13 protein-coding genes and 1 tRNA gene are annotated in these 15,805 nt (G+C 61.4%); 8 read left to right on the top strand and 6 right to left on the bottom strand.

Annotation, left to right across the window (positions count from 1 at the left end; genetic code table 11):
• The first annotated feature begins 98 nt into the window (after positions 1 to 98).
• The 3 genes from IF204_RS15990 (at position 99) to map (ending at position 4,286) form a co-directional block, all read left to right on the top strand.
• A complete protein-coding gene (locus IF204_RS15990; RefSeq protein ID WP_194098022.1) occupies positions 99 to 2,795 on the top strand; it encodes a glycoside hydrolase family 2 TIM barrel-domain containing protein in 2,697 nt (898 codons plus the stop codon).
• A 133-nt stretch (positions 2,796 to 2,928) separates the two neighbouring features.
• A complete protein-coding gene (locus IF204_RS15985) occupies positions 2,929 to 3,450 on the top strand; it encodes a VOC family protein (protein WP_194098021.1) in 522 nt (173 codons plus the stop codon).
• 86 nt (positions 3,451 to 3,536) lie between these two features.
• Positions 3,537 to 4,286, top strand: coding sequence for a type I methionyl aminopeptidase (map, locus tag IF204_RS15980; RefSeq protein ID WP_194098020.1), 750 nt, complete (start codon positions 3,537 to 3,539; stop codon positions 4,284 to 4,286).
• Here the strand turns inward: map and IF204_RS15975 are convergent.
• The 3 genes from IF204_RS15975 to IF204_RS15965 all read right to left on the bottom strand — a co-directional run bounded on the left by IF204_RS15975 (position 4,283) and on the right by IF204_RS15965 (position 9,207).
• On the bottom strand, positions 4,283 to 5,131 hold the full coding sequence (locus tag IF204_RS15975) for a DUF1206 domain-containing protein (RefSeq protein WP_194098019.1): 849 nt from the start codon (positions 5,129 to 5,131) through the stop codon (positions 4,283 to 4,285). The genes map and IF204_RS15975 overlap by 4 nt on opposite strands.
• A 67-nt stretch (positions 5,132 to 5,198) precedes the next feature.
• A complete protein-coding gene (locus tag IF204_RS15970; protein ID WP_194098018.1) occupies positions 5,199 to 8,189 on the bottom strand; it encodes a M10 family metallopeptidase C-terminal domain-containing protein in 2,991 nt (996 codons plus the stop codon).
• Positions 8,190 to 8,289: 100 nt separating this feature from the next.
• Positions 8,290 to 9,207, bottom strand: a complete 918-nt coding sequence (locus tag IF204_RS15965) for a LysR substrate-binding domain-containing protein (RefSeq protein WP_194098017.1) — start codon at positions 9,205 to 9,207, stop codon at positions 8,290 to 8,292.
• A gap of 100 nt (positions 9,208 to 9,307) precedes the next feature.
• On the opposite strand from IF204_RS15965, the gene IF204_RS15960 reads away from it, so the two are divergent.
• Entirely contained in the window at positions 9,308 to 10,198 is an 891-nt protein-coding gene (locus tag IF204_RS15960) for a DMT family transporter (protein WP_194098016.1), read from the top strand.
• Between the two features lie 10 nt (positions 10,199 to 10,208).
• On the opposite strand, the gene IF204_RS15955 is transcribed toward IF204_RS15960, so the two are convergent.
• On the bottom strand, positions 10,209 to 11,033 hold the full coding sequence (locus IF204_RS15955; RefSeq protein WP_407658936.1) for a Rossmann-like and DUF2520 domain-containing protein: 825 nt from the start codon (positions 11,031 to 11,033) through the stop codon (positions 10,209 to 10,211).
• 111 nt (positions 11,034 to 11,144) lie between these two features.
• Positions 11,145 to 11,234: transfer RNA gene (locus IF204_RS15950), tRNA-Ser, on the bottom strand.
• Between the two features lie 109 nt (positions 11,235 to 11,343).
• Here IF204_RS15950 and IF204_RS15945 point away from each other — a divergent pair.
• Positions 11,344 to 12,090 carry a DUF4130 domain-containing protein gene (locus IF204_RS15945; protein ID WP_194098014.1) on the top strand — a complete coding sequence of 249 codons (747 nt, stop codon included), beginning with the start codon at positions 11,344 to 11,346 and terminating at the stop codon, positions 12,088 to 12,090.
• Here the strand turns inward: IF204_RS15945 and ychF are convergent.
• Positions 12,042 to 13,139, bottom strand: coding sequence for a redox-regulated ATPase YchF (gene ychF, locus IF204_RS15940; RefSeq protein WP_194098013.1), 1,098 nt, complete (start codon positions 13,137 to 13,139; stop codon positions 12,042 to 12,044). The genes IF204_RS15945 and ychF overlap by 49 nt on opposite strands.
• Before the next feature lie 198 nt (positions 13,140 to 13,337).
• On the opposite strand from ychF, the gene IF204_RS15935 reads away from it, so the two are divergent.
• The 3 genes from IF204_RS15935 (at position 13,338) to IF204_RS15925 (ending at position 15,729) form a co-directional block, all read left to right on the top strand.
• Positions 13,338 to 13,745: a VOC family protein gene (locus IF204_RS15935; protein WP_194098012.1), complete on the top strand. Its 408-nt coding sequence runs from the start codon at positions 13,338 to 13,340 to the stop codon at positions 13,743 to 13,745.
• A 68-nt stretch (positions 13,746 to 13,813) separates the two neighbouring features.
• Positions 13,814 to 14,977 (top strand): alpha-hydroxy acid oxidase, encoded by a 1,164-nt coding sequence (locus IF204_RS15930; RefSeq protein WP_194098011.1) that lies wholly within the window; start codon positions 13,814 to 13,816, stop codon positions 14,975 to 14,977.
• 125 nt (positions 14,978 to 15,102) lie between these two features.
• The gene (locus IF204_RS15925) at positions 15,103 to 15,729 is read left to right on the top strand and encodes a 50S ribosomal protein L25/general stress protein Ctc (RefSeq protein ID WP_194098010.1); all 627 of its coding nucleotides are present in this window, start codon (positions 15,103 to 15,105) and stop codon (positions 15,727 to 15,729) included.
• The last annotated feature ends 76 nt before the right edge of the window (positions 15,730 to 15,805 follow it).

Genomic DNA, 15,805 nt, shown 5'->3' with positions numbered 1-15,805 from the left:
CACAACCTGCTCCTCGCTCCGCAGTGGGTGGCGGCAGTTCGCGGGGCCACCGTTCGGCCCCGCACCCCTTTTTGATCCGATTTTCCGATAGGCTTTCCATGACCCTCGATTCCGCATCGCACGCCGTTGGCACCGCCCGCCCCACCCTGTCGCTCGATGGCGCATGGGATTTCCATCACAGCAGCGATCCCGACACCCGCCGCGAAGCCCGCGTTCCCGCGCCGTGGCAGGCCAATTTCGAGGATCTCGCCGTGTCGTTCGGCACTGGAACCTATCGCCGCGACGTGACCGTTCCTACCGATTGGGAAGACAAGTCGGTGTTCATCTGCTTTGGCGCGGTGAGCGCCTACACCATCATCCGCATCAACGGTGAGGAAGTCGCCCGCCACAGCGGCCCTTGGTTGCCGTTCGAAGTGCCCTGCCCGAACAGCGGCACCTTCACGCTTGAGGTCGAGGCAACGCTCCCCGACGCGCGCTACGACCAAGGCGGCGATTTTGCCGAGATGCCCCACGGCAAGATGAGCTGGTACGGCCCGCAGGGCGGCATCTGGCAGAGCGTTCGTCTGGAAGCCCGCGCCGCCTCGCACATCGGATCGGTACGGATTGACGCGAATCTTGCGGACAAAACCGTAACAATCTCACCCGAAATCGTCGGGGACGCCGCGTGTTCCGTACGTATCTCCGGCCCTGATGGCCAGACCGTGACCGAAGGCCCAGTGGACGGCACGATCACGCTGGACGAGGTCGCGGCTTGGTCGCCCGACGCGCCGAACCTCTACACCGCGCACATCATGCTCAAAGACGGCGACATGGTCGTCGATACCCGTGTCGAGACCTTCGGTTTCCGCAGCTTCACCACCAAGGACGGCAAGTTCTTCCTCAACGGCGAGCCCTATTACATGCGCGGTGCGCTGGATCAGGATTACTACCCCGACGGCTTCGGCACCCCGCCCTCGCTTGAGCTTCTCGAAGACCAGTTGATGAAGGCCAAGAAGCTCGGCCTCAACATGCTCCGCTGCCACATCAAGGTGCCGGACCCGCGCTACTACGAGGTCGCGGATCGCCTCGGCATGTTGATCTGGACCGAAATCCCGAACGTGGAGACCTTTGGCGACGCGTCGGCCCAAGCGCTGAAAACTACGATGGAAGGCATTCTGGAGCGTGACCGCAATCACCCCTCCATCGTCGCTTGGACCATCATCAACGAGGACTGGGGCACCCGCCTGCGCGAAAGCGGCGTGCAGCGTCAGTGGCTGTCGGACATGGTGGACTGGCTGCGTGCCGAGGACCCGCAACGTCTGGTCGTCGATAACTCGGCGTGTTTCCCGAACTACCACGTCAACACCGACATCAACGACTACCACTTCTACCGCACCGTCGTTGAGCGCCGCGCCGAGTGGGATCTGCTGTGTGAAGAGTTCGCGGGCAACGCCGACTGGACGTTTGCGGACGAGCCGGAGTGCACCAAGCGCGGCGACGAGCCGCTCGTGGTATCCGAATTCGGTGTCTGGGGCCTGCCCCACCCCGACAAGCTGAAGACCGAGGACGGCCACAATCCGTGGTGGGCCGAATACGGCGCGACATGGGCTGGCGGTGCGGTCTACCCCGTGGGTATCAAGGCGCGCTTTGCCGAGTTGGGGCTCGCCAACGTGTTCGGATCATTCGACAAATTCATCGACGCCGTGCAGTGGCACCAGTTCGAGAACCTGAAATACGAGATCGAGGAGATGCGCAGTCACGCCCCGATCGCGGGCTATGTCATCACCGAATTCACCGACGTTCATTGGGAAGGCAACGGCCTTATGGACATGTCGCGCAACCTGCGTCCCTTCGCGGACAAGTTCGCGGATGTGAACACCGACGTCGTGATCGCCCCGCGCTTCCGTCGCCACTGGGCCAAGGCGGGCGAGACGTATCGCACGACCGTTTCCCTGTCGACGGGCGGCGGCACCGTGCCTGCGGGTTCTGTCCTGTCATGGACAGCTGAAGGCCAGATCGGCAGTGCGGATGCGCCGGGCGTTGCTGCGCTCGACGTGGCCACTGTCGACGCAAGCTTCGACATCGCGGCAGGCGAAACGCGTCAGGTGGAGGTTACGTTCACACTCACCGGACCTGATGGCCAGCAGATCGCGACCTCGGACGAGCGCCTGATGGTGTTCGGCGAGCGTCAGGCTGTGGATGTCACCGTGCAGGCTGACGGCGCTTGGGCGGGCCGCATAGATGCTCTCGGCTACGCGGCGGGCGAGCAGATCATCGTGACCGACGTGCTCACCCCCGAACTGATCGACGCCGTACATGCCGGTGCGCATGTCCTGCAACTGATCGACAAGGAACCGGGCCGTCTGCGCGACGACACCGAACCGCGCGATGGTCCCACTTCGATCGAGATCGACCCTGGTGCGGGCGGTATGACCTCGGGCCATTACTTCACCTTCCCCGGCTATCAACTTCAGAACCGTCACAAGTCGATCTTCCGCGGTGACTGGGTGGGTAACTTCAGCTGGCTCGACCGCGCGGCGTTCCCCGACATTCCGGGTGGTCCACTGCTCGACCTTGCGTTCACCGAAGTGGTGCCGGAGCAGGTGATGACGGGCTTCCGTCCGTGGGAATTCCAGGGCCGCGTTCATGCCGGTCTGGTCGTGGGCTGGGTGCAAAACCCCGCTGCCTTCGTCATCGAAAAGCGGCTCGGCAAAGGCAAGATCGTCGCCTCCACGTTCAAGCTGGAAAGCTGCGAGGAGAACCCGCTTGCGGCGGCAATTCTGGACGGACTGCTGAAAATTGCGGCACGGGCCTGAGCCAAAATGAGACAGTAGCACCCGACTAAGGCGCTGTATTCGCATATGAACAGCCGCGCCGCACAGGTGCGGCTGTTCATTTCGTATCGAGGGCTAGGTGCATGGGGACAGGCACTTCAGAAAGGTCCGTCCCATGTCCTCTACCAACGGTATCGAACATATCGGCATCACCGTCCCCGACCACGACAAGGCCATCGCGTTCTTTGATGCAGCGTTCGGGGTGGAGCAGCTGTTTTCCCAGACAGACACCAACGGCGGGCCGATGCCAGCGTCGCAGGTCGGGCGGATGAACGGGCTGCGCAAAGGGACCAAGATGCTCAAGGTCTCCGTGCTGCGTTTCAAGAACGGCCCGAACCTTGAGGTGTTCGAGATCGACCATCCTGCGGGCACGACCAATGACAATATCGCCGACTACGGCATCACCCATTTCAGCGTGAATGTGGACGACATCGACGCGGCCTCCGCGCGGTTCACCGACGCTGGCGGCGAGCTACTGTCGGAACCCTACGACCTCGGCGCACCCGAGGATGGGCAAGGCAATCGCGGGGTTTTCGGGCGGACGCCGTGGGGCCTCCTGATCGAAATGGAGCAGTTCAAATCACCGATAACCTACAAGCCCTCCGCGACCGAGGAACGCTGGCTGCCGGAAAGTTGAGCGGTCCTCCGGCGGACGGGCGTTTTAGAAATGGTGGCCTGATGGAAATGCGCGTAGGGTCGCGGCTCGACTGAAAGGACACGCGCATGACCATAACCCAGCAAGACGAACTCGACGCGCTCAAGCACATCGGACAGATCGTGGCGGACACGCTGAAGACCATGTCCGAGTCCGTCGAGGCGGGCATGACCACCCGCGAGTTGGACGACATCGGGCGTGCACTGCTGGAAAAAGAGGGCGCCATTTCCGCGCCCGAGTCCGAATACGAATTCCCTGGTGCGACCTGCATCAGCATCAACGAAGAGATCGCTCATGGCATTCCAGGTGACCGCGTGATCGCGCCTGGAGACATGATCAACATCGACGTATCGGCGTCGAAAAACGGGTTCTTTGGGGATACGGGCGCATCGTTCCGCGTAGCGCCGCTGAAGACCGAGCACGACAAGCTGTGTAAGGACGGTCGCCGCGCGATGGAGATCGGAATTGCTCAGGTGCAGGTCAACAAACCGCTGGGCGGGATCGGCAATGCGATCGGCCGTTTTGCGAGAAGGGGCGGCTATACGCTGATCCGCAACCTCGCCAGCCACGGCGTTGGGCGGTCATTGCATGAATATCCCGAAGAAATCGCAACGTGGCCCTGCCGCGACAAGCGCCGCATCACCAAAGGTATGGTACTGACGGTCGAGCCGTTCCTGTCCACCGGCGGCCACTATGCAGATGACGGCGAAGACGGCTGGACGCTTTACAGCGAGCCAACCGCCCCTTGTGTCCAGTATGAACATACGGTGGTGGCGACCGATCGGGGACCGGTCATCCTCACCCTGCCCAGCCGTTAAGCCGTCGCCTCATTGGCTTTGTTGCGCAGTTTCTGCGCCATGGTCTGCACGCCTTCGTGCGGACGGGTCGGGAGAATGCGGCAGGTCGCTTCGACCCAGCAGTAGAGACCAAAGCCGATCATACCCAGCGCCAGTGCGCCTAGAAGGATACGGCCAAAGGCAGCGCCGCGGACGACTTCAAATGCCTGCTGGAGACCGCCAGCTTGGTTCGGGTCAGCATTGATGGCGGCAAAGATGAAGAACACGCCAAACATCACGATGACAACGCCGTGGGCCATGACGCCAAAGCGTGCGGGCTGCGAGAGCTTTTCCAGCCACGGGGTCCAGCGCAGGTGTTCGCGGTACTTTTCCTTGTAACCTTTGTAGATGTGATAAGCGCCAGCCGCGATCACGATCAGACCGACGATACCGACGAGCCATTGGCCGAAAGGCATGGCGAGCAGTTTCGAGACCATCGACTCCTTACCGCTGTCGCCGCTGCTACCGCCGCCCATGGCAATGCTGGCGACCGACACGCCCAGCGCGCCGTTGATCAAGCCGCTCGCCATCTGGGCGCTGCGACCGATGAGGCCCTTGGCGTCCGTGCCGCTGTCTTCGAGGTCCATGACCGAACAGATGATGCGCCAGATGGCGTAACAGAACAGGCCGATCGCGATAGCCCAAAGCATCGGGCGACCGAAGGGTTCATCCAGCAGCGTCTGCATCGCGCCGGACTGATCCTCTGCCTGACCGCCTCGCCATGCGGCAAGGAAGGCGAGAATACCTGTTAGAATGTAGACAATACCGCGCGCCGTATAACCGGTGCGCATAACTGGTTCGACCCATGACGGGGCACGTTCGGACATCTGGAAACCTCTCACTTGTTACAGAGAGAAGCACCCAGACGCCGTTAGGGTTCCCTTACGTCCGAAATCAGAGGATGAAGTCGTCCTCCGTCAGGGAAAGAGTACCGGAGACGACAATGGCCAGATCGGCCACCGCGTCTCCGTCCACGTCAGCATAAACGTAGGTGCCCGTGCTGGTGCTCGACGTCCAGACGGCATTGGTGTGATCGTCCGACCCAAAGACCACATGCCCCCAATCGAAGGTGTCGTTACCTTTGGTCCCAGCGTTCGCGTCGATCGCGCTGAGGTCGATTTTATCCTCACCGGACTCGAAATCGTAAATGCGGTCGGCGTAGGTCAATCCGAGCGAATAGGCGGAGTCCGAAGTCTTGGTGTAAACGAAGGTGTCGGCCACCTTGTCATTGCCCGCATAAAGCGTGTCCCTGTCCGCGCCGCCGATGATCCGGTCGCCGCCGCCGTTGCCATAGATCGTGTCCATACCGCCGTTGCCAGTCAGCGTATTGTAGGCATCGTTGCCGACGATGGTGTTGTCCGCGCCGTTGCCCGTCCCGTTGATGTGCTCACGGCCCTCCAGCATGAGGTTTTCGACCGTGCCTCCAACGTCACTGAGCAGGCTGAAGGATGTATCCGTGTAGACGGTGTCTGTGCCGCCCGCATCCACACCGTCCACGCGCTCATCGACGAAATCGTCGGCGTCGGTCAGGTAATATGTGTCATCGCCGGCGCCGCCGAACAGCGTGTCAGCGTCATCCCCGCCATGCAGCACATCGTTGCCGTCGCCGCCATAGAGTATGTCGATACCCGCATTGCCGAAGAGCGAGTCATTGTCGGCCCCGCCGTAGAGCATGTCATTGCCGCCATTGCCGCTCAGCACGTCGTCGCCAGCCTCGCCTTTCAGCACGTTTGCACCAGCGTTACCGTTGATCGTGTTATTCGCGTCGTTACCGGTCGCATCCAGATCCTCGGTCCCGCCGAGTGTGACGTTTTCAAGGTTGCGATACTTGCGCGTATCGAGCAGCGAAATGTCCACATAGCTCAGTACCGTGTCGGTGCCGCCATTTTCCAGATCGAACAGCTTATCCTTGGTATCGGCGAGGATGTAGTAGTCGTCCCCCGTGCCGCCGAACAGTTTGTCACGGCCGCCGCCACCGTTCAGCGTGTCGTCGTCAGCCCCGCCGTAGAGCTTGTCCTTGCCGCCCATGCCGATGAGGTTGTCCTCGCCCGCGTTACCGAAGAGCTGGTTCTTGCCCCTGTTGCCGGCGATCACGTTGTCAAAGCTGCTGCCGTAGCCGTTCACGTTCTTCTTGCCGGAGAGGTACAGGTCCTCGATGTAGGTGAAGCTCAGTGAGTAACTGAACTTGGAATAGACCTCGTCGTCACCGCCATTTTCGGCATCTGTCACGACGTCCAGTTTGTGGTCGATGTAATAGACGTCGTTGCCCAGGCCGCCGTACATCGTGTCCTTGCCCTTGCCGCCCGATAGAACGTCATCGCCGCCAAAGCCATACAGCACGTCACTGCCAGCATCGCCGAGCAGCCAGTTGGTGCCATCGTTGCCGTAAATGGAGTTGTCCAGCGCGTTGCCAGAACCGTTGATGTTCGCCGATCCCGTCAGGGTCAGGTTCTCGATATATTCGACATCGCCGCGAGACGTGTCTGTCAGGCTGAAGCTCGTATCGACATAGATCGAGTCGATACCGCCGGAATCCTCGTCATCTTCGTTCAGTTCGTGGACGGTCGTGTCGTTGTCCATGAGGACATAGTCATCATTGCCTGCACCGCCGTAGAGCGTGTTGTGCCCCTCGCCGCCCGACAGCAGATCAGAGCCGTCTCCCCCCTTGAGAACATCGTTGCCCGCTTCGCCGTAGAGGACATCATCACCGTCGTCGCCGGACATGGTGTCATGATATGCGCCGCCATAAAGCAAGTCGTCGTGCAAGCCGCCGTAGAGGTCATCGCGCCCCGCCCCGCCGTACAGCACATCTCTGCTGAAGCCGCCGTAAAGCTGGTCGTTACCGCCCTCTCCCGAAATCGTATCCGCGCCGCCCAGACCGCTCAAAGAGTTGGCGACGTAATTGCCGGTGATCTGGTCGCCACCGGTACCGCCCGTGGCGTCTTCGATGATCGTGCCGACGGCGAGCGTCAGATTGCCCTCCACCCCGCCGACCGACATATAGACGGGCGCCTGCTGGTCTTTTTGATTGATGGTAAGGTCGATCGTCTGGTCGTCGCTATAGCCCGACATATCGAGGTGATCGCGGCCATCGCCGTCGTAGATGCAGTAGACGTTCGTCAGCAACCTGTCGGTCATCACCGCGTAGAGCCACACACGATCGGTCGTAATCGTCGTATTAAAGCCCCACGTTGTGTCTTCGCTGAACGCCTGCGACGGGCCGTAAGCCGTGCCATCGTCCTTGAGCTGGGAGCCGAACATCTCTTCCAGCGCAAAGAAGTCGGTCGCCATCAGCGAATTGGCGTGGGCTCCATTGAAATCGACGAAATCGCTTTCATCCTGAAGCGTGTAGGTCATCACCGTTAGCAGGATGTTGTCGTTGTCATAGTCCCAACGCTCAAAGCCGTCCCAGACATCAGGGCCGTTCTCCGGCATCGAATGCCCAAGCCCGAGCGAGTGGCCGATTTCGTGGAGAAGGAACCAGTAGTTACTTCCCGGCTTCGTTTCGCGGTACGGGTCGAGGTGAACCTCGCCATACTCGTAGGTGCCGCCCGAGATGTTGAAGGTGTTGCCCCACCCGCCGCGATCCTGATCCTCGAAGAACCTCAGATCGGCGTTGGCACCGCTGACCTCCTGAAACTCCACCCCGAGAAATTCGCCGTACATCTGGAGCACGACCTCGATGGTGTGATCCCAGTCACCGGTCATGCCACCATCGAAGTTGTAGGTGATAACCCCGTCCTTGGCCTGACTACCCGTCGACGTCAGATTGAAATTGCGCTGGCCGAAATCATTCGTGTTCGTGCTGCCAGCTTCAGTCGCTGCGGCGAACCAGTAATGTTCACGGACAAAATCGGCGAGTAATTCAATGGTACCTGCGGGCATGACGGGTCCTCCTCTGGGTAGGGACATGATGCCGCAGGCAAATGCGCTTCCCATTCTCCAAGGGTATAGGACGACCGTACGATAGGATGCTCGAAGCGCTTTATGTCAGCGCTTGCCCCTCGATCCAGTCGATGAAGGCCAGCACTTCGGGCCGTTCGGCCGCCCCGCGCGAGGCGATGACGTCATACCCGAGGTCCGTCTGCACACCTTCGGGGAACGGGGTCACCAGCAGGTTCGAAGCGATCATATCCTTCATCACCAGACGGCTACCCAGCAGCACGCCCTGCCCCGCGATGGCGGCCTGCACCGCTTGATAATAATCGCTGAAGCGGGGACCGCGGCGGCTGTCGATGCCGGTGACGCCCAGCTTTCCAAGCCACTGCTCCCAGCCCATCCACTGCCGCGTCTCTGCCGCCCAACCCAGCGCGCCGATGTCCCAGTGGATCAGCGGCACGCGGGCCAGATCGGCGATGGTGCGGACCGACTTCGCACCGGAGGTCAGCGCAGGACTGCAATAGGCGCAGAGTTCTTCGTCAAACAAGCGGCGGGACACCAGCCCGCTGGGGGCCGCGCGGGAAAACCGGATCGCGATGTCGACGGTATCCTTCGTCAGATCGACCAACGCGGGCGAGGAATCCACCAGCACGTCGACGTCGGGACGGACCTCGCGGAACCTGTCCAAGCGGGGCACCAGCCACGTCGCGGCAAAGGACGGCTCGACGGTCAGGATCAGCCGCTGGCGTTCGTCATGGGCGCGGATCGCGGCCACGCCCGCTGCAATGCTGCCGAAGCCTTCGCTGATACGGCGAGCGCCTGCCTCTCCGGCGGCAGTCAGGCGCAGGCCGCGCCCGTCTCGCTCCACCAGCGGCTGGCCGAGGCTGTCTTCGAGCTTGCGCACCAGTTGTTTCACCGCAGAAGGTGTCACGCTCAACTCCTCCGCCGCGCGAACGAAGTTGAGGTGGCGCGCGGTGGCGTCAAAGGCGCGCAGAGCCGAAAGAGAGGGCATCCAGTCAGACATAAAGGGAAGCTAGACTAACCTTTGCTCCAAGATCAAATGCTTTGAACTTTAGGGCGCCCTCCACCAGATAGAGCAAGGAATTCAATTACCGGAGGCCGTCATGGACCAGACCAAGACAATCAGGCTCGCGACAGTCATCGTTACCCTTACCGGTGTCCTTTGGGGGCTCTACTGGATGCCCGTCCGCGCCATGGACGGGCTGGGGCTGCTGGGCGCGTGGGGTACGCTTGCGATTACCGTTGCGGCGGCGGTCATCCTGCTACCTTTCGCAATCCGCCACGCGGCAGAGCTGCGCCGCGCAGACGGCTGGGCCATCGCGTCGCTCCTGTTCGGCGGGGCGGCATTCGCGATGTACTCGATCAGCCTTGTGGACGGTCGGGTCGCGATCATCATCCTGCTATACTTCCTGACGCCCGTCTGGAGCACGCTGATCGCACGGTTCGTATTTGGGGAGGAAACAACCCTCACACGGCTGCTCGCCATTATCGCTGGCATCGCTGGCCTCGGCGTATTCCTCAGCGCCGACGGCACCATCCCCTACCCGCGTAGCTGGGGCGAGTGGATGGCGCTGATCTCGGGCATGATGTGGGCGGTCGCGACGACCGGCATGAAGTACCGCCCTTCGGTCAAACCGCTGCCCGCCGCGTTCGTCTTTGCCTGCGGCGCTGCGGGAACGTCGCTGTTCTTTGCCTTGCTGTCCGGCGCGCCCGATTTCAGTGGTCTGTACATCGCTCCCGTGATCGGCACCGCGATCCTCGCGGGCGGGCTGTGGTGGGGCGCGTCACTGTCGAGCCTGATGTGGGCAACCGCAAGGCTCGAACCCGCACGCGTCGGCATCCTGCTGATGACCGAAGTCATCGCGGGCACCATCTCTGCCGCCATCTTTGCCGGAGAGATGCCCGCGACGCAGGAAATCCTCGGCGGGCTGCTCGTGCTCACCGCAGGCGTTCTGGAAATCTGGCCGGAGCGTAAAGTACCGGCCTTCGCCTGACGCGTACGAACTAGAGCGAGCCGTTGGATTTAAGCGCCCGCGCCATCGCGCTGAAGTCTTCGTAGAGTTTGGCGTATCGCGGCTCCCACGCGGCCAGCGCGGCCTGCTGCTCCACCAGCACTTGCATGTCGCCTCGCGCAGCGGGTCCAGTCAGTGCCTGCTGCGGGCCAAGCAAGGCGACGTTCTCCGCCGTGGCGGTCAGAAGCGACGCGCAGAGTGACTTGGCAGTATCCGGATCCACTCCCGCTTCGCGCCACGCGTCCAGAGCGATCTGCTGGATCACGGTCGTAAAGTTGTTCGAGAACACCGCCGCCGCGTGATAGATCGCCTTCTTCTCCGGCAGCACATCGAACGGCACGCCGCCGATCCGCCGGATCAGGTCAGAGACCTCGGACGCGGCCGTTCCTTCGATCGCGCAATAGGTCCCCGCAAAGGCGTTCGCTGCGGCGTCAGGGTCGGCAAAGCTACGCACCGGATGACAACTCGCGGTTTTCCAGCCCTTGTCCGCGAGAGATGCCAGCGCATCCGACGATTTGAACCCGCTACAATGCACCGCAATCGCAGGCGGCGCAGAGATTTGCGCGGCGATGTCCGAGATACGGTCGTCCGGTACGGTTATCAGCCAGATATCCGCAGGCGACATGTCGGTCAGCTCAACCGCCCGCCCCGCGCCGCCGCCGGTCACTGCCGCTTGCGCACTACGAAGGCTGCCGCTCGCCACGTCACCGATCCGCACGCCGTCCAGCCGCTCGAAAAGTCGCAGAAACGTGGCCCCGACACGCCCCGCGCCGATGATGTTTATGGTGGTCATCCCGCCCCTCAGATTTGTCGCCAAGCTATGCGCGAGGCCGGAACCGAAGCAAGGCCGGGCTTTCGAGATCGAAGCTGTCAGGAAAAAACGCCAAGCGAAATCAATGGCTGTCAGAGAAGCATCAATTTCGTGAAATGGCGGAGACGAAGGGATTCGAACCCTCGAGACGGTTTCCCGCCTACTCCCTTAGCAGGGGAGCGCCTTCGACCACTCGGCCACGTCTCCGTCGACCCGTCTAATGGCGGTTTTCGGGGAAGACAAGGTGCTTGCTTGATTTTTCGTCATAGACGTTTCGCAAGCTTTCCCGCTTGCGGCTGCCGATCTGGAACATATAGTGAACACACGGAGTCGCTCGATGTTCGCCATACCGCTGCCTTTCAGTTCCACCGCCCCTGCCTGGCGCCGTGCTGCACGGCATCTGCTGGCTGCCCGCGTGCCGCCGGAACAAGTGTCATGGGAGGTCCTGCCGCCTCGGGAAGAGGCCTATCTGCCCCCTCTTCCGATGGCCCGTTTCAAGGTGCGCGTGCCCGAGCGATTCCTGCATCTGGCCGATAGCGTGACGTCTCACGCGAGCGAGGACCGCTTTACGCGGCTCTATCGACTTGCTTGGCGTCTGAAGCTGACGCCGGGGCTGCTGACCGAGGGCAAGGATCCCGACGTGACGGCGCTGCTGGGGATGGAGGAGGAGGTTCGCAAGAGCCTGCGCCGCCTGAACCGGCAGCTGCGCCTGCATGACCTCGGTTGGCGGAGCGGACGGCGGCTGTATGCCGGTTGGTGTGATGTGGAGAATGATCCTGTCGAGCTGGCGCTACCGGTTTTCCGGCGCAAGTTCTCGGACCTCGACTGGGTGGTGCATACGCCCGCGCGGACCGTGCGGAATATCGCGGGGCATGAATTGGCCTATGAGGCCCCTGCCCGCCCCGATCTGCCCAAAGACACCGGCCAAGCGGAGTGGCAGAAATGGTTGTGGGCGCAGGAAACCCGCGCCCACGTCATGCTAGCTTTGCCTGCGCCGTTACCGGCGCTGACGCATCAGGTGTTGAACAGGAAGTGCAGCACATCGCCGTCTTTGACGATGTAAGTCTTGCCTTCCGCACGCATCTTGCCGGCTTCTTTGGCGCCGTTTTCACCTTTGTAGGTGATGTAGTCGTCGTAACCGATGGTCTCTGCACGGATGAAGCCGCGCTCGAAATCGCCGTGGATGACGCCTGCGGCCGCGGGGGCACCGGTGCCTTCTTTGATGGTCCACGCGCGGGCCTCTTTCGGACCAACGGTGAAGTAGGTCTGGAGGTGCAGCAGTTCGTAACCGGCGCGGATCAGACGGTCGAGGCCGGCTTCGGTCAGGCCCAATTCGGAGAGGAACATTTCCTGCTCTTCTTCGTCGAGCTGGCTGATCTCTTCTTCGATGCGGGCCGAGATGACGACGTGGCTGTTGCCCTGAGCGGCGGCCATTTCCGCAACGCGGGCCGACTGGCTGTTGCCGGAACCGGCCGAGGATTCCTCGACGTTGCAGACGTAAAGAACAGGCTTCGTCGACAGAAGCTGGAGCATCTTCCACTGCTTCTGGTCCTCGTCAGCGATTTCCACGGTGCGGGCGGGCTTGCCCGCTTCGATGGCTTCTTTGGCGAGGTTCAGCAGGCGCTCCTGCTCCACGGCTTCCTTGTCGCCGCCGCGCACCTTGCGGACGATGTTCTGGAGCCGGCGCTCGATCGACTCGAGGTCAGCGAGCATCAGTTCCATCTCGATCGTTTCGGCATCGGCGACCGGATCGACGCGGCCGTCGACGTGGGTGATGTCGTCATCCTCGAAGCAGCGCAGAACGTGGGCAATAGCGTCACATTCACGGATGTTGGCGAGGAACTGGTTGCCGAGGCCTTCGCCCTTGGACGCGCCCTTCACCAGACCTGCGATGTCCACGAAGGTCATGCGGGTCGGGATGATCTGCTTGGAGCCTGCAATCTCGGCCAGTTTGTCGAGGCGCGGGTCGGGAACGGCCACGTCACCGACGTTCGGCTCGATGGTGCAGAACGGGAAATTGGCGGCCTGTGCGGCGGCGGTCTTGGTCAGTGCGTTGAAGAGGGTCGATTTACCGACGTTCGGCAGACCCACGATACCCATCTTGAATCCCATCGGACCCTCCTGAATTAGCTCGAAGGGCTTCTAGGACGGGCAGACAAGCGACGCAAGCGTCGCTGAGGGGGCGCTGCCCCCTTCCGCCGCTTTGGCGGCGACCCCCGGGATATTTCAGGCACAAAGGCAAATCTGTTGAGATGCCTAGGCGCGAAGCGCACACTGACTGCACAAGTTCCGGCAAAGGAGATTCGGACCGTGTTTACCCCATACATTCATTTCAAAGGTCACTGCCGCGAGGCGATGGAGACCTACCAGAGCATTTTCGGCGGCGAGCTCACGATTTCGACCTATGGCGACATGCCCGACATGGCTTCGCCCGAGATGGGATTGGACCGCGTGATGCATGCGGCGCTGATGTCACCGGAGGCTGGCAACCTGATGGCGTCGGATTTTCCGGCGAATTTCGAAGGAGACGACCAAAAGGCGATGTCCGTATCGGTCGAGCTCAAGTCCGCAAAGCGTGCAGAGGAGATTTACGAGGCACTCAAGACCGAGGACGGAGTCATCATGCCGTTCGGACCGACGTTCTTTTCGCCAGGCATGGGGATGACCAAAGACCGGTTCGGTACCCACTGGATCATCATGACGACGCCTGCGGCATAAGGCGCAAAGCTGTTGCGCTGAAATGGGTGAATTGGTAAGTATTCCGCACCAATTATCAGGATAGCGCCATGCCCGTCATTACCTGCATTGATGACCTCAAGCGTCTGCACAAGCTGCGGACGCCCAAGATGTTCTATGATTACTGCGAGTCCGGTTCGTGGACGGAACAGACGTTCCGCGAGAACACCAGCGACTTTGACAAGATCCGTCTGCGTCAGCGCGTAGCCGTCGACATGTCGAACCGCACGACCAAGACGACGATGATCGGCCGGGATGTGGCGATGCCTGTGGCGCTGGCGCCTGTAGGTCTGACAGGGATGCAGCGCGCGGATGGCGAGATCAAAGCGGCGCGCGCGGCGGAGAAGTTCGGCGTGCCGTTCACGCTTTCCACCATGTCGATCTGTTCGATCGAAGATGTGCGCGAGAACACCAAGGCGCCGTTCTGGTTCCAGCTGTACGTCATGCGGGACGAGGACTTCGTCGATAACATCATCCAGCGCGCCAAGAATGCAGGCGTCGATGCGCTTGTGATTACGCTCGATTTGCAGATCCTCGGGCAGCGTCACAAGGATCTGAAGAACGGCCTGTCGGCTCCGCCGAAGCTGACGGCGAAGTCGATCCTCGATATGGGGTGGCGTGTGCAGTGGGGGCTGGAGATGCTCCAGACCAAGCGGCGCACGTTTCGAAATATTGTCGGCCACGCAAAGAGCGCTTCGGATATGTCGAGCCTGTCGGCATGGACGGCGGAACAGTTCGAGCCGCGGCTCGATTGGTCGATGATCGCACGGCTGAAAGAAAAGTGGGGCGGCAAGGTCATCCTCAAGGGCGTTCTGGACGTCGAAGACGCCAAAAAGGCAGTCGAGGTCGGCTGCGATGCCATCGTGGTGTCGAACCACGGCGGTCGCCAGCTGGATGGCGCGCTGTCGTCGATCCGCGTGCTGCCGTCGATTGTCGCAGCCGTAGGCGATCAGACCGAAGTCTGGCTCGATAGTGGCATCCGTTCGGGTCAGGACGTGCTGAAGGCTCTCTGCCTCGGAGCCAAGGGCGTGATGATCGGGCGGGCCTATATCCACGGGCTCGGCGCGATGGGCGAAGCGGGGGTCACCAAGGCGCTGGAGGTCATCCATAAGGAGCTCGACATCTCCATGGCGCTCTGCGGTCGCCGTGATATCAACACCTTCGACCGCGATATGGTGCTGGTGCCCGACGACTTTGAGGGGCGCTGGGTCTAACGCCATATAAACAGGGCCACGGGCCGTTTTGGTCTTTCCAAAATAGGGATTCGCGTGTATGTGCGCGGCTTCATCGGGCCGCACACCCTTGGAGGGCGGCCCCATCTATATTGGAGATTATCAAGATGGCACGTGAGATTCCTGATCTTATCGCCACGGAACGTACGGGGACAGGCAAGGGGGCCGCTCGTCAAGCTCGCCGTGAAGGCAAAGTTCCGGGTATCGTTTACGGTGGTGGCGCAGAGCCCCTCGCAATCAACCTCGACTTCAACAAGCTGCTGCAAAAGCTGAAAGCTGGCCGCTTCATGTCGACCCTCTTCAACCTCAAGGTTGAAGGTCAGGAAGACGTCCGCGTCATCTGCCGCGGCGTTCAGCGCGACGTGGTCAAGGACCTTCCGACCCACATCGACCTGATGCGTCTGAAGCGTACCTCGCGTGTGAACCTGTTCGTTCACGTCGAATTCGAGAACGCAAAAGCTGCTCCGGGCCTCAAGCGTGGCGGCGTTCTGACCGTCGTACGTCCGGAAGTCGAACTCAACGTTGTTGCCGGCGAGATCCCGGAACAGATCGTTGTCGACCTGACCGGCAAGCAAATCGGTGACACCATCCACATTTCGGAAGTCACCCTTCCGGAAGGCGTTAAGCCTGTCATCGACCGCGACTTCGTCATCGCCAACATCCAGGCTCCGTCGGGCCTCGTGTCGGCTGACAACGCTGAAGAAGACGCTGCTGAAGAGGGCGGCGAAGAGTAATCTTTGCCCCTTTTCGGGACTGAATGAAACGGAGCCTTCGGGCTCCGTTTTTTATTGGCCGATCGTCTGTAGACAA

Source organism: Marivivens aquimaris (assembly GCF_015220045.1).
Lineage (GTDB): Bacteria > Pseudomonadota > Alphaproteobacteria > Rhodobacterales > Rhodobacteraceae > Marivivens > Marivivens aquimaris.
The sequence above is the reverse complement of the archived record's forward strand: the minus strand, read 5'-3'. Positions and strand labels throughout refer to the sequence as shown.